Source organism: Bacillus paramycoides (assembly GCF_001884235.1).
GTDB classification, from domain to species: Bacteria; Bacillota; Bacilli; order Bacillales; family Bacillaceae_G; genus Bacillus_A; species Bacillus_A paramycoides.
In genome coordinates this window covers 1-18209 of sequence record NZ_MAOI01000048.1, presented here as the reverse complement: position 1 = coordinate 18209, position 18209 = coordinate 1, and the positions used below count along the sequence as shown (strand labels likewise).

General features: G+C 34.3%; 19 protein-coding genes, 2 riboswitches and 1 other annotated feature. Of the genes, 17 read left to right on the top strand and 2 right to left on the bottom strand.

Annotated features, from left to right (window positions below; translation table 11 throughout):
- Positions 1-127: 127 nt before the first annotated feature.
- A riboswitch (cyclic di-GMP riboswitch) is annotated at positions 128-212 on the top strand.
- 140 nt (positions 213-352) lie between these two features.
- The 14 genes from BAU28_RS07730 to BAU28_RS07660 all read left to right on the top strand — a co-directional run bounded on the left by BAU28_RS07730 (position 353) and on the right by BAU28_RS07660 (position 11741).
- Positions 353-2092, top strand: a complete 1740-nt coding sequence (locus BAU28_RS07730; RefSeq protein ID WP_071718239.1) for a methyl-accepting chemotaxis protein — start codon at positions 353-355, stop codon at positions 2090-2092.
- A gap of 75 nt (positions 2093-2167) precedes the next feature.
- A riboswitch (TPP riboswitch) is annotated at positions 2168-2269 on the top strand.
- A gap of 101 nt (positions 2270-2370) precedes the next feature.
- Positions 2371-2691, top strand: a complete 321-nt coding sequence (locus BAU28_RS07725; RefSeq protein ID WP_002174681.1) for an MTH1187 family thiamine-binding protein — start codon at positions 2371-2373, stop codon at positions 2689-2691.
- Complete coding sequence (locus BAU28_RS07720; RefSeq protein WP_002174682.1) at positions 2663-3436, top strand: ABC transporter permease; 774 nt, start codon at positions 2663-2665, stop codon at positions 3434-3436. Before BAU28_RS07725 ends, BAU28_RS07720 begins: the two co-directional genes overlap by 29 nt.
- Positions 3433-4431, top strand: coding sequence for an ABC transporter substrate-binding protein (locus BAU28_RS07715; RefSeq protein ID WP_002174683.1), 999 nt, complete (start codon positions 3433-3435; stop codon positions 4429-4431). The genes BAU28_RS07720 and BAU28_RS07715 overlap by 4 nt, the downstream gene beginning before the upstream one ends.
- Positions 4428-5177, top strand: coding sequence for an ABC transporter ATP-binding protein (locus tag BAU28_RS07710; protein WP_025150523.1), 750 nt, complete (start codon positions 4428-4430; stop codon positions 5175-5177). The genes BAU28_RS07715 and BAU28_RS07710 overlap by 4 nt, the downstream gene beginning before the upstream one ends.
- A gap of 399 nt (positions 5178-5576) precedes the next feature.
- A complete protein-coding gene (locus tag BAU28_RS07705; protein ID WP_071718238.1) occupies positions 5577-7109 on the top strand; it encodes an ABC-F family ATP-binding cassette domain-containing protein in 1533 nt (510 codons plus the stop codon).
- Positions 7110-7818: 709 nt separating this feature from the next.
- On the top strand, positions 7819-8190 hold the full coding sequence (locus tag BAU28_RS07695) for a DnaJ family domain-containing protein (protein WP_071718237.1): 372 nt from the start codon (positions 7819-7821) through the stop codon (positions 8188-8190).
- 10 nt (positions 8191-8200) lie between these two features.
- Positions 8201-8515, top strand: coding sequence for a thioredoxin family protein (locus BAU28_RS07690; protein WP_002174687.1), 315 nt, complete (start codon positions 8201-8203; stop codon positions 8513-8515).
- Between the two features lie 13 nt (positions 8516-8528).
- On the top strand, positions 8529-8786 hold the full coding sequence (locus BAU28_RS07685) for a hypothetical protein (protein ID WP_071718236.1): 258 nt from the start codon (positions 8529-8531) through the stop codon (positions 8784-8786).
- A gap of 136 nt (positions 8787-8922) precedes the next feature.
- Positions 8923-9066 (top strand): hypothetical protein, encoded by a 144-nt coding sequence (locus BAU28_RS07680; protein ID WP_025150520.1) that lies wholly within the window; start codon positions 8923-8925, stop codon positions 9064-9066.
- Positions 9067-9146: 80 nt separating this feature from the next.
- The gene (locus tag BAU28_RS07675; RefSeq protein WP_071718235.1) at positions 9147-9728 is read left to right on the top strand and encodes a TetR/AcrR family transcriptional regulator; all 582 of its coding nucleotides are present in this window, start codon (positions 9147-9149) and stop codon (positions 9726-9728) included.
- Between the two features lie 67 nt (positions 9729-9795).
- Positions 9796-11028, top strand: coding sequence for an MFS transporter (locus BAU28_RS07670; protein WP_071718234.1), 1233 nt, complete (start codon positions 9796-9798; stop codon positions 11026-11028).
- Between the two features lie 56 nt (positions 11029-11084).
- Positions 11085-11336, top strand: coding sequence for a helix-turn-helix transcriptional regulator (locus BAU28_RS07665; protein WP_083594600.1), 252 nt, complete (start codon positions 11085-11087; stop codon positions 11334-11336).
- Positions 11337-11348: 12 nt separating this feature from the next.
- Positions 11349-11741 carry a hypothetical protein gene (locus BAU28_RS07660; RefSeq protein WP_071718232.1) on the top strand — a complete coding sequence of 131 codons (393 nt, stop codon included), beginning with the start codon at positions 11349-11351 and terminating at the stop codon, positions 11739-11741.
- 45 nt (positions 11742-11786) lie between these two features.
- On the opposite strand, the gene BAU28_RS07655 is transcribed toward BAU28_RS07660, so the two are convergent.
- Positions 11787-13070 carry an MFS transporter gene (locus tag BAU28_RS07655; protein ID WP_071718231.1) on the bottom strand — a complete coding sequence of 428 codons (1284 nt, stop codon included), beginning with the start codon at positions 13068-13070 and terminating at the stop codon, positions 11787-11789.
- Between the two features lie 108 nt (positions 13071-13178).
- Positions 13179-14492, bottom strand: a complete 1314-nt coding sequence (locus BAU28_RS07650) for an alkaline phosphatase family protein (protein ID WP_071718230.1) — start codon at positions 14490-14492, stop codon at positions 13179-13181.
- A 153-nt stretch (positions 14493-14645) separates the two neighbouring features.
- On the opposite strand from BAU28_RS07650, the gene BAU28_RS07645 reads away from it, so the two are divergent.
- The 3 genes from BAU28_RS07645 to BAU28_RS07635 all read left to right on the top strand — a co-directional run.
- A complete protein-coding gene (locus BAU28_RS07645) occupies positions 14646-14939 on the top strand; it encodes a YesK-like family protein (RefSeq protein ID WP_048375479.1) in 294 nt (97 codons plus the stop codon).
- Between the two features lie 93 nt (positions 14940-15032).
- Positions 15033-15240, top strand: a binding site (T-box leader).
- 45 nt (positions 15241-15285) lie between these two features.
- On the top strand, positions 15286-16716 hold the full coding sequence (proS, locus tag BAU28_RS07640) for a proline--tRNA ligase (protein WP_071718229.1): 1431 nt from the start codon (positions 15286-15288) through the stop codon (positions 16714-16716).
- Positions 16717-17103: 387 nt separating this feature from the next.
- Positions 17104-18209: SH3 domain-containing protein (locus BAU28_RS07635; protein ID WP_165615153.1), on the top strand; the 1106-nt coding region annotated here is incomplete at its 3' end.

Genomic DNA, 18209 nt, shown 5'->3' with positions numbered 1-18209 from the left:
CGAAAAAATAATACATTAAAACTTTATATTTATATCTCTAAATAAGTGGACATCTTAATACTTATGTTGTAATCTTTGAAAGAGAATATTTTAATTCTCATAGAACTCCCATATCGTTCAACTCGTTCAGCGAGAAAGGCAAACTGATGGAAACATGAGGACGCAAAACTACAGGGGCTAAGGTCGAGAGGCTAAGCTAGCCAGTTACCGGACGGATAGGGTTGGTCTTGACCAATGCTTTTTACATTGGTCTTTTTTTTATTTGTAAACAAGTGAGAATGATTATCATTTGTTAAGGTTTATATTTTAATAGTTTTACTTTATATTACGTTAATTAAGAAAGGTGATGTTAATGAAAAGATATTGGCGCAAGCTTTCATTTCTTCAAAAAAATGTATTTTTAACTGTGTTAGTTATTTTGACGCTTGTTGGTACTATGGGAGCGTTAAGCTTTAACATGTTTCAAAATAGTATGATGTCTTTATTTGAACGGCATTCTTTTGAAACAGGAGATACGGTATTACATAAATTAGACGCAGAAATAGTGAGAGATGTTGAAAAAGACCCAACGGCACAAAGAGAAAAGAGAGAGAAGTTAACAGAGCAATTAGATGAAGTAACGAAAGAATTGAACAGTGTTGGACAAACGTATGTTGTTGGAGCAAAAACAAATGAAAAAGGTGAGTTACAAATCGTCGGTTTGGCTACAGGATTAGCAAATGTTGTTCAAGTAAAGCCAGGAGACTATTATAAACAACCAGATCGTTGGATGAAAGCATATGATAAAGTAATGAGCACGAAAAAAGCAAACATGACAGAAGTATATGAGGACGAATTAGGATCATGGGTAACGATATTAGAGCCAATTAAAGATGGAGAAGAAAATATTGTCGCAATTGTTGCCGCTGATGTAGATGCCTCTATTGTTCCTAGTACAAAGAAAAAATTCATTATACAAGGTTTAATGTTTATTTGTATTTCTGTTTTAATTGCAACTGTTATTCAATTCTTAATTGTGCGTAACGCACTTGCTCCATTGCGAGATTTACGTGAAGGCTTGCGCAAAGTGGGTGAAGGAGATTTAAGTATTAAATTAGAGGAAAGAGCAGATGATATTGGTATTATTAATACCTATTTTAATAATACAATCGAGAAGTTTAAAGGAATTATAGATAAAGTGAAGCAGACAGCAGAACAGGTTTCCTCATCTTCACAAGAATTGTCAGTGAGTACGAAAGAGAATAGCATGGCAGTTCAAGAAATCGTAAGTTCTATGGTTGGGTTAAGAGCTGGCGCTCAGTCTCAAGAAACTTCAGTACAACAGTATTTAGGTATTGTATATGAAATGGAAGATAAGATGGAAGAGATAGCGAATGCTGCAAAACAAATGGCGACAGCGTCTGAAGGTATGGAGCATCATTCAGTAAAAGGAAATGGCGTTATTGAACAGGCGATTAATCAAATGAGCATAATACAAAATGCAGTACAAGATTTATCTTCTATCATTTATTCTTTGGAAACAAGATCCAAAGAAATTAGTGATATTGTAACTGTAATTACAGGTATTTCAAATCAAACTAATTCGCTAGCTTTAAATGCTTCTATTGAAGCTTCACGTGCTGAGGTAACCGGAAGGGGATTTGCCGTTGTTGCTGATGAAGTGCGTAAATTAGCAGAGCAGACGGAAGCATCAGCAAAAGATATAGCAAAATTAATAGGAGAAACACAAGATGAAACGGAAGAAGCTGTTGTTTTAATGCAAAAAGGTTCAAAAGAAGTAGAATCTGGAATTAAACTTGTTCAAAGTAGTGGTGCTTTCTTTGAAAAAATTTCAAAATCAGCACAAGCTGTTACAAATCAAGTTAGAGCTGTTTCTAGCAATTCAAGTGATATACTGCAAAATAGCCAAAATATTGTTCGTGTTGTAAATGAACTATCACATGTCGCAAATACGTATGCGAATAGTAGTAGTAATATTGAAGAGGGGATGAAAGAACAGGAAATGTCTGTACAAGATATTGCCGAATTAGCTACTTCTTTAAGCTGGCTTTCACAGGAGTTACAAGAGTTAATTGGGGAATTTAAAAGTTAAAAGTTAAAAGTTAAATGAAATGATTATGCATGCTTTTGTTTGTTCAATAAAATAAATCATGCTACAATGAAAACGAATTAAGAACCGGGGAGCCAATTGGCTGAGAGGATGTAAGTATACATCGACCCTCAACCTGATCTGGATAATGCCAGCGTAGGGAGTTACTTTAAAGTGATGTAGCATAAGTTATTATAGAATAACTTGCATACAAGGCTTTCCTACATGGTAGGAAAGCCTTTTCTTTTTTCGAAAACATATTTTGTAAGGGGGATTTTATTATGTCACAACAAGTTACAATTTCATTTTCAGTAGTACCACAAGCGAAATCAAAAGATGTGTATTCTGTTGTTGATAAAGCGATTGAAGTTGTACAACAATCGGGAGTTCGTTATGAAGTAGGGGCAATGGAAACAACGCTGGAAGGAGAATTAGATGTACTTCTTGACGTCATTAAACGCGCACAACAAGCTTGCGTCGATGCTGGAGCAGAAGAAGTTATCACTTCTATTAAAATTCACTATCGTCCAAGTACGGGCGTAACGATTGACGAAAAGGTTTGGAAGTACCGTGATGAATATGCAAAACCAGAAGCGATCTAAAATAATTACAACAATTTGGCTTATCCTTCTCATTGCTATATGGGAAGGATCTGTTTCGTTATTTAAAATTGAGCCGTGGATTTTACCAAAGCCTTCTGCAATTGTACAAGAATTAATTGGAATGAAAGATTTATTATTACCAAACACAATACAAACGTTACAAGAAGTTGTTATTGGATTGTTTTTTGCGATTTTACTCGGAACGAGCATTGCTATCATTATGGATGTTATTCCTTTATTTCGGATTTTAATGAATCCGTTGCTCGTTATTTCGCAAACCATTCCAATCGTTGTGCTCGCGCCATTATTTATTATTTGGTTTGGGTACGGAATGTTGCCAAAGGTAATGGTTGTTATTCTTGTTTGTTTCTTCCCAATTGCGCTTAGCATTTTAGAAGGCTTCCAAACGGTAGATAAAAATATGCTGAAGTTGTTACAAACGATGAAGGCGACAAAGTGGCAAATTTATCAGAAAGTGAAATTTCCAGCAGTACTTCCATACTTTTTCTCAGGTTTAAAAATTGCCGTTACATATAGTGTGATGGGAGCGATTATTGGGGAGTGGCTTGGAGCGAGTGAAGGGTTAGGCGTTATGCTCACAAGAGCGACAAAATCCTTTTTAACAGCTCGTGTATTTGGTGTTGCAGCGATTATCGTCATGGTGACATTATTCCTGTACTTTATTGTTGAATTTATGGCAAGAATAACAGCACCATGGATATACAGAAAGGGCGGCAGAAAATGAAAAAAGGTTTGAAAATTATGTTAGCTGCATTATTAGCAGTTGGTGTTGCCGGATGTAATGCGGCGAAGAAAGAAGAGAGCACAAGCAAAGAAAAGAAAGTGAAAGTCGTTTTAGATTGGTTCCCAAATACAAACCATACTGGTTTATATGTGGCGAAGACTAAAGATTATTATAAAAAACAAGGGTTAGATGTAGAAATCATTCAACCAGGTGATAATGTTACGGCCGAACAAATGATAGCTTCAGGAAAAGCTGATTTTGCGATAAGTGCACAAGAAAATGTAACATTGGCTCGCGTTGAAGGTATTCCTGTTGTGTCGGTCGGTGCAATTATTCAACATAATACATCTGCTTTTGCATCGTTAAAGAAAGATAATATTGCTTCAGCGAAAGATTTTGAAGGTAAACGTTATGGTGGCTGGGGAGGACCAGCAGAAGAAGCGACGTTAAAGACAATTATGGATAAACATCAAGCTGATTTTAATAAAGTTGAAAAAATTATTCTTGGACAAACAGATTTCTTTAAATCAATCGGTCGTGATGCAGACTTTGAATGGATTTATTATGGATGGGATGGAATTGAAGCGAAGCGTCAAGGAAAAGAGTTAAATACAATTATGGTGAAAGACTTAGATCCAGCGCTCGATTTCTATAGTCCTGTCATTATTACAAGTGAAAAACATACGAAGCAAGATAAAGATTTTGTGAAAAAGTTTATGACTGCAACGACGGAAGGTTATAATTTTGCAATTAAAGAACCGAAAGAAGCTGCTGATATTTTAATTAAAGCTGTTCCAGATGTGAATAAAGAATTAGTACAAGAAAGTCAAAAGTGGTTAAGTACAAAGTATCAAGATGATGCAAAAGCGTGGGGAGTACAGAAGGAAGAGATTTGGACGAATTACATGAATTTCTTATATGACAACAAAGTTATTAAAAAGAAAATTGATGTAAAAGATGCTTTTACAAATGAATTCCTTCCAAGTGAAAAATGAGTGGATTACAAATAAAAGATATTGTAAAAGCTTTCGATGGAAAGAATGTATTAGCAAATATTAGTGCTTCCATACAAGAGGGAGAGTTTGTCTCCTTTGTAGGCCCAAGTGGTTGTGGAAAAAGCACATTATTAAATATGATTGCGAGTGTTGAACAACCAACGAGTGGAGAAGTGTTTTATAACGAGAATTATGTAAAAAAACAAGATGTTGTTAGTTATATGCCACAACAAGATTTATTACTACCGTGGCGATCTGCTTTACAAAATATAGTTCTTCCATTAGAAATCGAAGGGAAGCCTAAAAAACAAAGGCTGACAGAAGGAATGGAAGCATTAAAGCAGTTTGAGCTAGATGAATATGCAAATCATTACCCAGATGAGCTATCAGGTGGAATGCGTCAAAGAATTAGTTTCCTTCGCACATATTTATGTGAAAAGCCAATTATGCTACTCGATGAGCCTTTTGGAAAATTAGATGCATTTACAAAAATGGAAGTACACAGTTGGCTTTTAAATTCTTGGCATCAAGAAAAGCAGACAATTGTTATGGTTACACATGACTTAGATGAGGCAATTTTGCTTTCTGATCGCGTATTTATTTTATCTCAAAGACCGGCATCAATTGTTGGAGAGGTACAAGTGAAATTACCTCGACCGCGAACAATGGATATGTTAACATCTCTGGAGTTAAAGAAAGATAAGGAAGAAATTTTAAGAGTATTGGCTCCTTATATGAAAAAATAGAAAAAGCCTCTTAACAGTTTTAGTATAATTACTGTTAAGAGGCTTTTTTGCAGAACATGAAATGAATAAGAAGGAACAAAAGGAAAAATAGCGAATAGAATATAACAGAGTAGTTTATACTCGTAATATAACAAATGTAAAAGGAGTGAAAGGATAAAATGACTTTATCGACTGTTCTTCAAATGGTTTTAGCTTGATACGGGAGAAGTCTGCCCATTTTTAAAGATTAAGCTAAATTGAAGACAGCAGGTAAAGAACCTTAATCCTTTTTTACGATAATAAATTGTAATGGGTAAGGTGTATTCACCTTACCCATTTTTATATGTACAACTAAATAAGGCTTTATACTGTTGTTCTCTCTATTTAGCTTATGAACTATAAGTAGAGGAGAGAGATAAAATGAGTATATTAACAGTAGAAAATGTAAGCCATTCATATGGTGAGAAAACTATTTTATATAATGCATGTTTTCGATTATTAGAGGGCGAACATGTTGGGTTAGTAGGGAAAAATGGAATTGGAAAATCAACATTGTTACGCCTGTTAACAGGAGAGCTTATACATGATGATGGGAAAATTGAATGGTTTCCACATGTGAAGGTTGGCTTTTTACAGCAACATATGGATTTACAAGAAGGTATAACAATTGAAGAATACTTGCAAAGTGCATTTTCTAGTTTGTATGCGATTGAATGTGAAATGTTAAAAATTACAGAAGAGATGGCTATAACGGAAGAGATAGGGAAACTATTAGTAAAGTATGGCGAGCTACAAACGATACTTGAAGGTTCTAATTTCTATCAAATTCGTACAGAAATTGAAGAAGTAGCAACCGGTTTAGGCTTGTTTGAAATAGGGATGGAAAAGGATGTTTCAAAGTTAAGTGGTGGTCAGCGGACAAAGTTATTACTTGGAAAACTCCTTTTAGAAAAAGCGGATGTTTTATTATTAGATGAGCCAACTAACTATTTAGATACAGCGCATATAGAATGGTTGCAATCGTATTTAAAAATGTATGAAAAAGCTTATATTATCATTTCGCACGACGAGGCATTTTTGAACAATATTACGAATGTTATTTATCATCTAGAAGAACGAAAGGTTAAGCGCTATGTAGGAGATTATGAAGCCTTTTTGCAAAGTTATCAATTACAAAGGAAACAATTACAAGCGGCGTATGCGAAACAACAAAAAGAAATTGCACATTTAGAAACCTTTATTCAAAAAAATAAAATTCGAAAAGCGAAACAAGCAAAAAGTCGTGAGAAGGTATTAGAGAAAATGCAAAAGGTGGAAAAGGTTAACGATGTACCTCGTGCGCGTTTTGATTTTAATGTTTATACTGAGCCAGTGAGTCGTATATTACAGGTAGAGAAACTGAAAATTGGTTATGGTGAACCGTTATTTCCAGAATTGGATTTTCAAGTAAAAAAAGGGGAAAAGATTGCAATTGTTGGTCATAATGGGGTTGGAAAAACAACAGTGTTAAAAACATTACTAGGACAAATAAAGCCGTTAAGCGGTTCAGTTTTTATTGGTGAACGGGTAAAACCAGCTTATTTTGCACAAGAGGAATTCGCTTCAGAAATAACTGCACTAGAAAGAGTATGGGCAGGGAGACCAGATATGACAAGAAAAGAAATCCGACAAGCATTAGCAAAGTGCGGATTGAAAGAAGATCATGTTTTAAAACCTATCCATTTATTAAGTGGAGGGGAACAAACGAAAGTACGATTATGCGAACTTATCGTAACTCAAAGCAATGTTTTAATTTTAGATGAACCAACTAACCATTTGGATACAGAGACTAAGATGGCTTTGCAGGAAGCGTTAAAACAATATAAAGGTACGGTTTTAATTGTTTCACATGAGCCCTCTTTCTATAAAGCGTGGATAACAAAAGTATGGAATATTGAAGAATGGAACGTTTAAAAATAATCACAAAGAAAAGGCATTAGCTTTTATGAGCTAATGCCTTTTCTTTGTAATTAACATGATTTTCGAGAATTCTTACATGAGAATTGTATGAAGAAGCACTCTTATGGTGCGCTTATAAGCGTGCTTTTTCTGCGATTATATTTATAATAATACTAGATGCCTTTCCCTAATAGGCCACTATCTTTCTTTGTATATATATAGATAGTTTGAAGTGGAATAAAAATTATTCCTATATGTAAAGGATAATGTGATTAGTATGGGAAGACAATAGTAATTAAAGGAAATTCATGTAAAATTCAGCTGAGCTTCATACAAACTTCATATTAGAAACTAAATATAAATATAATATATTATTAGAATGTTGATTTTTTACTTTTTATAAAATTAAAAGTTTGAATTTAGGAATTAACGTTAAAAACTAAACGTAACCTTATTGAAATAATTAAATAAGGTTACGTTTAGTTTTCACTAATGACTGCATTTAAAAGTTCAGCAGGATTTCCTGTTCCTGCGCCTCTGATTCTAACGAATCCACCCGGAGGAATTTCGCCACTCCATCCTACATTAGTAATTACATAACGATTATTTGTTTTACTACTAATTTTAGAATCCAAAACTTGTGTGTCTTTGCTATTGCGTAATGTAGCAGAAAATTGAAATTTCATGTAAAATAATAGTAAAAATATGTAAAGGAGGGAATAGTGTGGATGTGTTTTTGAATATTGCTGAAGAAAAAATTCGTCAAGCAATACGGAATGGAGATCTCAATAATAGGCCGGGAAAAGGAAAACCACTACAATTAGAAGACCTTTCAATGGTACCTCCAGAATTAAGAATGAGTTATAAAATATTGAAAAATGCGGGTATGATTCCACCAGAAATGGAATTGCAAAAAGATATATTAAAAATAGAGGATTTAATCGCTTGCTGTTATGATGAGGTTGAGAGAATAAAATTACAAGAAGAACTAACAGTAAAAACTTTGCGTTTTCAGCAGTTAATGGAAAAGAGAAAAATTAAAGACAATTCAGCATTTCGTATGTATCAAGATAAAGTATTTCGCAAATTACGTTAAGAGGGATAAGATGAATCATTTTCAAACGGTAGAAGAATTAGCGACATATATTGAAGAACAGCAGTTAGTACTTCTGTTTATAAAAACGGAAAATTGTGGTGTTTGTGATGTTATGTTAAGGAAAGTAAATTATGTATTAGAGGGTTATGATTACGTAAAGAAAGTAGAGGTTTTACTACAAGACATGCAAGAGATTGCGGGTCGATATTTAGTATTTACAGGGCCGACAGTTCTATTATTTCATGAAGGGAAGGAGATTCTTCGTGAATCGCGCTTTATTTCACTTGAAAATATAGAGAGAGTACTTCAATTGTTAGAAAAATAAGGGAGGTTTTTATATGGGGTTTGTTATTGCAGCGTTACTATTTTGTGTTTTAGTTTGGATGATTGCAGCATCAGTTAAATCAAATAATCGAAGAGCAAACCTTACTAAAAAAAGTAATGCACATAATATTTCTAACACCTCATCACCATCATTTTTCTTTGCTGGATCTGATAGTAATAGTTCACATGATGGCGGTCATTCACATGATTGCGGAGGATCTTTTGGCGGAGATAGTGGAGGTAGCTGCGATGGAGGCGGCGGTGGTGATTGATGAGAAATACGCCTTATACGGGCGTATTTCTTTTTAAACAAACGTTTGATTAGTGGAATTACATACACATAAAAAACAGTTAAACAAACGTTCGATTAAAGTTTCACTTTATAAACATGTTATAAGGGGAATGGAAATGAAAAGGGAACCGAAAGTGAAAAACAAAGGGAAAGTAGCATTATTTTTATTAGTTGCTGGAGGCGTATTTCTTGTTAAACTGGGGTTTAAATTTGGAACAATACACATGATTCGAGTTTGGTTTGAAAATACGTTTTCGTAAATAAGGAATATAGCCTCTTGCGATAGAGGTTTTTCATTTGTTATTATTAGACTGAACGGTCGGTTTAAAGAGGTGTGAGAATGAGAAAAAGCGCAGAAGAGATAAAGAAAGAAATTGCATATAAAGCAGAGAGTCTGTTTTCACAAAAAGGCTATGCAGCTACATCTATGGAAGATATTTGTGAGATTACAGGGCGAAGTAAGGGAAGTATTTATTATTACTTTAAAAGTAAAGAAGAATTATTTTTATTTGTAGTGAAACAGCATACGTATGATTGGCTTGAGAAATGGAATGAAAAAGAGAAGTTGTATATTACTAGTACTGAGAAATTATATGGCTTCGCAGAATATCATGTAGAGGATATACAGCAACCTATTTCTAATGCAATAGAGGAATTTTCTATGAGTCAAGTTGTAAGCAAAGAGATTTTAGATGAAATGCTAGCTTTAACTAGAGAATCATATGGTATTTTTGAGAAATTAATTGAAACAGGTATACAGTCTGGAGAGTTCCGTGAAGATAACACTCGTGATCTTATGTATATTGTAAACGGCTTATTATCGGGGCTGGGAGTGCTCTACTACGAGCTTGATAATAACGAATTAAAACGAATTTATAAAAGGGCAATAGATGTATTGTTAAAAGGGATGGCAGCTGAATAATAAATCAGCAGCTTTTCTTATAAAATAAATTAGACCGAACGGTCGGTTTATAAAAGGAGGAGTGAAAATGAAAGCTTTATTTAAAAATCGAGCATTTATGCTCGTTATGGCATCTGATATTTTACAGCAATTTGCAATTTGGATAAGGAATATGGCTCTTTTGTATTTCATAATGGAGCGAACGAATAATGATCCAATGTCAGTGTCACTATTATCAGTTATGGAATATGCACCTATTTTTATTTTCTCGTTTATTGGTGGTGCGCTAGCAGATCGCTGGAACCCGAAAAGAACAATGGTCGCTGGAGATGTATTAAGTGTACTGTCTATTATAGGAATTGTTTTGTTGTTAAAGATTGATTACTGGCAGGCAATATTTTTTGCAACACTCGTTTCCGCAATTGTAGGTCAGTTCTCTCAGCCGTCATCTTCACGTATATTTAAGCGCTATGTAAAGGAAGAACAGATAGCAAGTGCTATTGCATTTAACCAAACATTACAGTCGTTATTTATGATTTTTGGACCAGTTGTAGGTTCAATTGTGTATACACAACTTGGCTTATTTACGTCACTATATAGCTTGATCATTTTATTTTTGTTATCGGCTATTGTTCTTTCGCTATTACCAAAATGGGTTGAACAAGAGCAAGCGGTGAGAGGTTCATTAAAAAATGATATAAAAGAAGGATGGAAATACGTTCTTCATACGAAAAATTTACGTATGATCACGATCACTTTCACAATTATTGGTTTAGCAGTTGGATTAACGAATCCATTAGAAGTATTCCTTGTGATCGAACGTTTAGGCATGGAAAAGGAAGCAGTTCAATATTTAGCTGCAGCTGACGGGATAGGTATGTTAATCGGTGGTATTGTTGCAGCAGTTTTTACTTCAAAAGTAAATCCGAAAAAAATGTTTGTATTCGGCATGAGTATATTAGCGATATCATTTTTAGTAGAAGGACTGTCTACATCGTTTTGGATTACTAGTTTGATGCGATTTGGCACAGGAATTTGTTTAGCCTGTGTAAATATTGTGGTCGGGACGCTTATGATTCAACTTGTACCAGAAAATATGATTGGAAGAGTAAATGGGACAATTTTACCACTGTTTATGGGTGCTATGTTAATTGGAACTTCACTAGCTGGAGGATTGAAGGAAATGACTTCACTAGTTATTGTATTCTGTATAGCAATGTCACTTATTTTATTGGCAATTTTGCCAATCTTACGTATGAGGATGAATAAAGAAGAGATTGTTAATCAAGAGGAACTAACGAATGCAGTGGTTTCGAAATAGCCATTGTAAGGGAGCAGAGCTGCTCCCTTTTTCTATGGGAATCTTTTGACAATGAAATGTACCAACTATATACTGATGTTGTAAAAATAATTTTACAGGTTAGGAGAAATAATGTGGAAAATCAAATCTATGAATTACGCACTGAAAATAATATTTCACAAGGTGCATTAGCTGATATGTGTAAAGTTTCAAGACAGACGATAAATGCAATTGAGAATAATAAATATGACCCAAGTTTAGCATTAGCATTCCGTTTAGCCGAAGTATTAGGAACAACTGTTGATAAACTATTTTTGTACAAGCAGTAGGGGGAGTAGTTGTTGGGGAAAGAGAAAATAAGTCTTTTAGTTACGGCATTAGTAGCTATAAGTACGCTAGTGTTTGCACTTTACTATTGGTTAACTGAACTTCAAGTAAACTGGTATGCACTATTTATTTGTAGCATCGCATTACATTATATGTTTAAAAGTTTGGTATCGCATAATGTTGAAGGGGCAACTGAGGAGAACGAAGATTTAGAAAAACATGTATTAAAAACAAGTGCAAATGTTACATATTATGTACTAGTTGTATTAATTTTTGGTTTGTTTTTCGCATCGGTAGGTTTTAATAAATGGATTGATTTTCATAACATACCGCTTCTGTTTGCGTTATGCGCTGCTATAGTTGTAAAGCCAGCTATAGAGTTTTTAATTGTAAGGCGTTATCGTTAAAAATAAAGAAAAAGATCCTCTTCTTGTGTGAAGAGGATCTTTTTCTTATATTGTTTTAGTTTTAGGATTAGGTGGCGTAACGGACGTATCATTTTCAGGCACTCTAGTTAATAGGAATCCCCCGATAATAAATAGGACAATAACACTAAGGACACCAGCGTTAGTTTTTCCTGTTAATTGTGTTGTGACACCAACTAATACCGGACCCATAATTGCTGCGAATTTACCGAAGATATTATAGAATCCGAAGAATTCATTTGCAGATTCTTTCGGTACTAGTTTTGCGAAGTATGAACGGCTAAGTGCTTGAATTCCGCCTTGAGAAGTAGCAACTAGCATTGCTAAGATCCAGAAATCAAGTGTCGTTTTTAAGAAATAAGCATATGTGCAGATAATGATATAAATAATAATACCGACATATAGCATTTTTTTACCGGTAAATGTTTCCGATAATTTTCCGTATAATAAAGCGAATGGACAAGCGACAATTTGTGTTACAAATAAGATGATTAATAGATTAGTTGCACTAATACCGAGATCTGTTCCGTAAGCGGTAGACATAGTAATAATTGTATCTACCCCGTCAATGTAGAAAAAGTAAGCTATTAGGAACATAAATACAGTTTTATATTCTTTAATATTTTTAAAAGTATTAGCAAGGCGCTTGAAGCTCATTGCAATTGGTCTTGGCTGACGTTCAATATAGTGTGTTTGCTCTACATTTTTTAGCATTGGAATTGTAAATAGTCCCCACCAAAGAGCTGTTATTGCAAAGGAAATTTGACTAGCAATGCCGACCGATAAGGGGATAGTTCCTTTTTGAGCAAGAATAATAAGAGCAATACAACCGATAAAAGGAATTGTACTCCCAATATAACCTAATGCAAAACCTCTCGTAGAAATTTGGTCCATTCTATCTTTAGAGGTAACATCTACTAAAAATGCATCATAAAAAATATTTGCCCCAGCAAAGCCGACTAATGCGAGCATATAGCAACCTAGTAATAAGTACCACTGAGATGTTGGAACAACTGCTAGCATACTTGTAAATACGATACCGAGTCCAAAGAAGAATGTGAAAAATCGTTTTTTAAATCCTTTATAATCAGCAACTGTGCCGAGAATAGGAGCAAGTATAGAAATTAAAAGTGTAGCAAACGAGTTTGCATATCCCCAATAAGCTGTTGAAGTTGCACCAGATAGTCCGGCTTCTTTTGCAGCTGCTTTAAAGTAAATAGGAAATACTGCAGTTGTAATGACTAGCGAATATACCGAGTTTGCCCAATCATATAATATCCAGCTTTTTTCTTGCCTGGACATTCTTTTCATATAATGTTCCCCCTTAAATTTGTTCTACTAACAGTGTACAAAAATAAAAATTGTAAAAAGAGAAACAAGGATGATTTTTACATAACTTTTACATATATACACAGTTCTTTACAATTGAAGTAAATCCTCTACAATTGCTCCGTCTGTTTCACCTAAGTACAAACCGAGTAATCTAGCGATAGTGGGACCTTCATCAATGAGTCTCATATAAGGGATTGTAACGCCACTTTGAATACCTTTTCCGGCAGCTATAAAAATTGTTTCATAGTTAGGTTTTGTTGGGGAATATCCGTGTGTTCCAAATGTATATTTTTTACTAGAAGTAACATCTTTTTTAGTAATCTCTTTTATGAAATCACCTATATGATTCTCAATGAAGTAATACCCTTCCATGGCTTCTAGCATAAATAAGCAATTACCATCAGCACCGCGTTCTTTTGCATCTTCATCGTGTAGAATAAATTCAATTCCGTTTTGTTTATTCTGAAGAAGCTCTTCGAGAAGAAGTTGAATCTCTTTAATCGTTTCAGTATCATTTTTATCTTTTACATGTACGTATGCAGATCCGTCACAGCTTTGGCAATAAGCTTTCCAATCTTGTACTTTTCCATTTTTGTTTACGGATATAAGCCCTTTTTGACGGAATAGGACATTTAATTGGATTGCTTTGTTTTCACTTAAAGCGCTATGATCGCCAAGTGCAATAATTGTACTTTCTTCGTATATACTACTTTCTTTTAATGCATGAATAATTTTTCCTAGACGTTCGTCGTGCCTATGGACTGCAGCTAGTGTTTCTTTAGACTCAAAACCATGATAATGTCTTTGCGTGTCTAAATCAGTAAAATGTACAAACATAACATTAGGTTTTTTCGTCTGAATTGTATGGACAGCGGAAGCAAGGACGAAATCATCAAGCTCAGGCTGTGACAATCCATTTCGTATATGGCCAAAACGACGATTTAAATCTAATTGATATAGAGGACTACCGCTAAATAATGAAACTAAAATTTGATTTTGCCATGGTCTATTTGGAAAGATTTCTGGTAAATTGTAATCAATATTTGCTCTTCCAGTAACAGGCCATAGTAGGGCAGCTGTCGTTAAATTTGCTTTACGTGCTTCATCGTATAAAGTTGTTCCTTTAATGGACTTTCGATACCAATGCCAATCTGGTGACTCACGTCCTGGTTGAAGTAATGTATTACTGACAACGCCATGTTTATTAGGATAATTACCGGTTATAATTGTTGTATGACTCGGATATGTTACAGAAGGATAAATCGGCTCTACTTTTTCCGCAACAGCGCCCTTTTTCATTAAAGATTGGAAATTAGGGAGTTTTTGTAATATCGGAAGATCTAAAGCTGATAAACAGTCAAAAGATAATATGATGACGTGATTTGTTAATGCTTTATCCATAAAGTAGACCTCCTGATTATATAAAACCTATTCTTATATATTACTATTAATACCTGGTGATAAAAATATGTTTTTGAATAAAATTTATTGTTTATTTTCAGAAAACTTAAACATATAATGATTATAAGGGAATGAATGTAAGGAGGGAATACTATGGATTGGCTGGATGGCTTTGGTACCTTTTATATCATTGGTGGAATCACAATTTTCCTTGTATTTGCAATTTCTTATTTACTAAAGAAACGTTTTCCAGACAAACAGTTTGATATTATATTTTCACTTATTTTAATACTTCTTTGTTTAGCTTTCTTTCCTGTTACAATGATCGTTATCGGTGGATGGGAAGGAATGGGATACGGATTTATTTGTTTCTTTGTTTTAATTGGTACACTTATTGGCATGGTTGCTCATCAACTTGTAAAAATCGTTCGGAAAAGTTATGTATAAAATAACAATAACTGAAAAGAATGTATAAAAATAAGAAAATTTACTCTTGTTTTGCAATAAAATTTATATTATGATATTCAACAAATTTATTTCGTTATAACGATGAAAAAGGACTAGTACATGTCTTACCTTTTTTGTAGAGAGAGAATCCTTTTGGCTGGAAGATTCTTAAAAAGGCGATATGGAACCTACCTTTGAGTTCTGCATATGCAGCGGGGAATTCCCGTTATCAAAAAGAGAGCATACTCAATTTTTTGTGTATGAATCAGGGTGGTAACGCCGACAAAGCTCGGTCCCTATTTGGGGACGCGGGCTTTTTTTATTTTCTAAAGGAGGAATAGTGACTATGGCAAAAGAACAAGTACAGGCCATTACGAAGATGGAAGATGACTTTGCTCAGTGGTATACCGATATTGTGAAAAAAGCAGAGCTTGTTGATTATTCAAGTGTGAAAGGTTGTATGATTTTACGTCCATACGGTTATGCATTATGGGAAAATATGCAGAAAGTGATGGATGAAAAATTAAAAGCATCTGGTCATGAAAATGTGTATATGCCAATGTTTATTCCAGAGAGTTTATTACAAAAGGAGAAAGATCATGTTGAAGGATTTGCTCCTGAAGTGGCATGGGTTACTCATGGTGGGGATGAGAAATTAGCGGAAAGACTTTGTGTACGCCCTACATCTGAAACTCTATTTTGTGAGCATTTTTCAAAAATTGTTCAATCATATAATGATTTACCAAAGTTATATAACCAGTGGTGTTCAGTAGTTCGTTGGGAGAAGACGACGAGACCATTTCTTCGTACAACTGAATTTTTATGGCAAGAAGGTCATACCATTCATGAAACAGCAGAAGAATCTCAAACTGAAACATTAAATATTTTAAATTTATATGCTGCTTTTTGTGAAGAGTATTTAGCAATTCCAGTTATTAAAGGGCAAAAAACAGAAAAAGAAAAGTTTGCAGGAGCGAAGGCAACCTATACGATTGAAAGTTTAATGCATGATGGAAAAGCGCTTCAGACAGGAACATCTCATAATTTTGGAACGAACTTCTCTGAAGCATTTGATATTAAGTTTTTAGACCGTAACGGTAAGTGGCAATACGTACATCAAACATCTTGGGGTGTATCAACAAGAATGATAGGTGGACTTATTATGGTTCATAGTGATAATAATGGACTTGTAATGCCACCGAAAGTGGCACCATTACAAGTTGTTATCGTTCCTATTGCTCAGCATAAAGAAGGTGTGTTAGAAAAAGCAATAGAGTTACAAGGTCGTATTCAGAAGGTTGCACGTGTAAAAATAGATGCTAGCAATAAAACACCTGGCTGGAAATTTAATGAGTATGAAATGAAGGGTACTCCAATTAGATTAGAGGTTGGTCCAAAGGATATTGAAAAGAATCAAGTAGTACTTGTAAGGCGAGATACGAAAGAAAAAGAGTTTATATCAATGGATCAATTAGAAGAACGTATTCCATCATTACTAGAGGAGATTCATCATTCTTTATTTAATAAAGCAAAAGTATTTCGAGATGAGAATACTTATAGTGTGACGAATTTCGAAGAGATGAAAAAAGCAGCTGATGAAAAGCAAGGTTTTATTAAGGCGATGTGGTGCGGAGAACTAGCTTGTGAAGAAAAATTAAAAGAAGAAGTTGGAGTATCTTCACGTTGTATTCCGTTCGAACAAGAAAGCTTAGCGGAAGAATGTATTTGCTGTGGTAAAGAAGCTAAGCACATGGTGTATTGGGGAAAAGCGTATTAATATTTTTGCATATAGATGATAAAAAGGACTTTGGATTGAATAATAAATTTCAATCCAAAGTTCTTTTATTTTAGTTTTATAATTTGTATCGTGTATTTTTTAGATGGAAGGATGTTGCTTTTTTATTTTGCATTTTTGCGACGAATAAATAGTACCATACCAATTAGGAATGCTGAAATCCCCATTAATACATCCTTTTGTAATATTTCATAGGGAAAAGGATTTTACACAAAAAACAATATATAGAAAAAGAAGTTCATAATTTTTATGTTCATATTCTAATATTCAAAATAAATATTCCGGAATGATATGTTAAGATTAATAGTAAGACGGATAAAAAAAAGGGGGGCTGAAGAATATAGGATTGCTTATATTCTTATAAAAATTATGAAGCAAATAACAAAACAAATCATAACAGGTACATTTCTAGCAACAGCAGCATCTTTTGTTTCGACTCATGCCTTTGCAGAAAGTGATAATCTAGCGACAGTAAATGCAACAAACTTAAATATACGTGAACAACCTACAACTCAAGGTAAAGTTGTAGGAACAGTAAAACAAGGAACAACTGTACAAGTTTTAAGTCAGGAAAAAGAATGGGCTAAAATCTCTCATGATGGAAAAGAGGGGTATGTTTCATTACAATTTTTGAAATTGTCGGGTAAAACCCCAGGTGCTGAACAACAACAACCAACAATTAATAATGGACAAAAAGAAGAGGGAATCGTTACGGCGACTCGTTTGAATGTACGTAATAGTCCAGTTTTAGGTAGTTCAATGATTGGCTATGTTCAAAAAAATGAAAAAGTAACGGTATTAGGAAAAGCAAATGGTTGGGCAAAGATTGAATATAAAGGAAAAGAGGGGTATGTATCTTTAGAGTTTTTAAAATTTGGAGATGCAATTCAAACGCCTGACGCTTCTAGTCAAAAACAGCAGCAACCAACAATTAAAAATGGTGCAGAAGAAACAGGAACAATAAACGCAACAAGTTTACGAGTAAGAAGTGCGGCAAATACAAGTAGCGCAGTTCTAGGAAACTTAAAAAATGGCGAAAAAGTAACAGTGTTAGGAAAAGCAAATGGCTGGGCGAAAATTAGTTATCAAGGAAAAGAAGGCTATGTATCCTTAGAATTTGTGAAATTAGAAGCAGGAAAACAAGAAGAAAAGCCAGCGGAAAACATTACAAATGGAACGCAAGAAATTGGAATAATCAATGCGACAAGTTTACGAGTAAGAAGTACAGCAAATACAAGTAGCGCAGTTCTAGGAAACTTGAAAAATGGCGAGAAAGTAACAGTGTTAGGAAAAGCGAACGGCTGGGCGAAAATCAATTATCAAGGAAAAGAAGGTTATGTGTCGTTAGAATTTGTGAAATTAGAAGCAGGAAAACAAGAAGAAAAGCCAGCGGAAAACATTACAAATGGAACACAAGAAGTAGGAAAAATTAACGCGACAAGCCTCCGAGTAAGAAGTGCAGCGAATACAAGTAG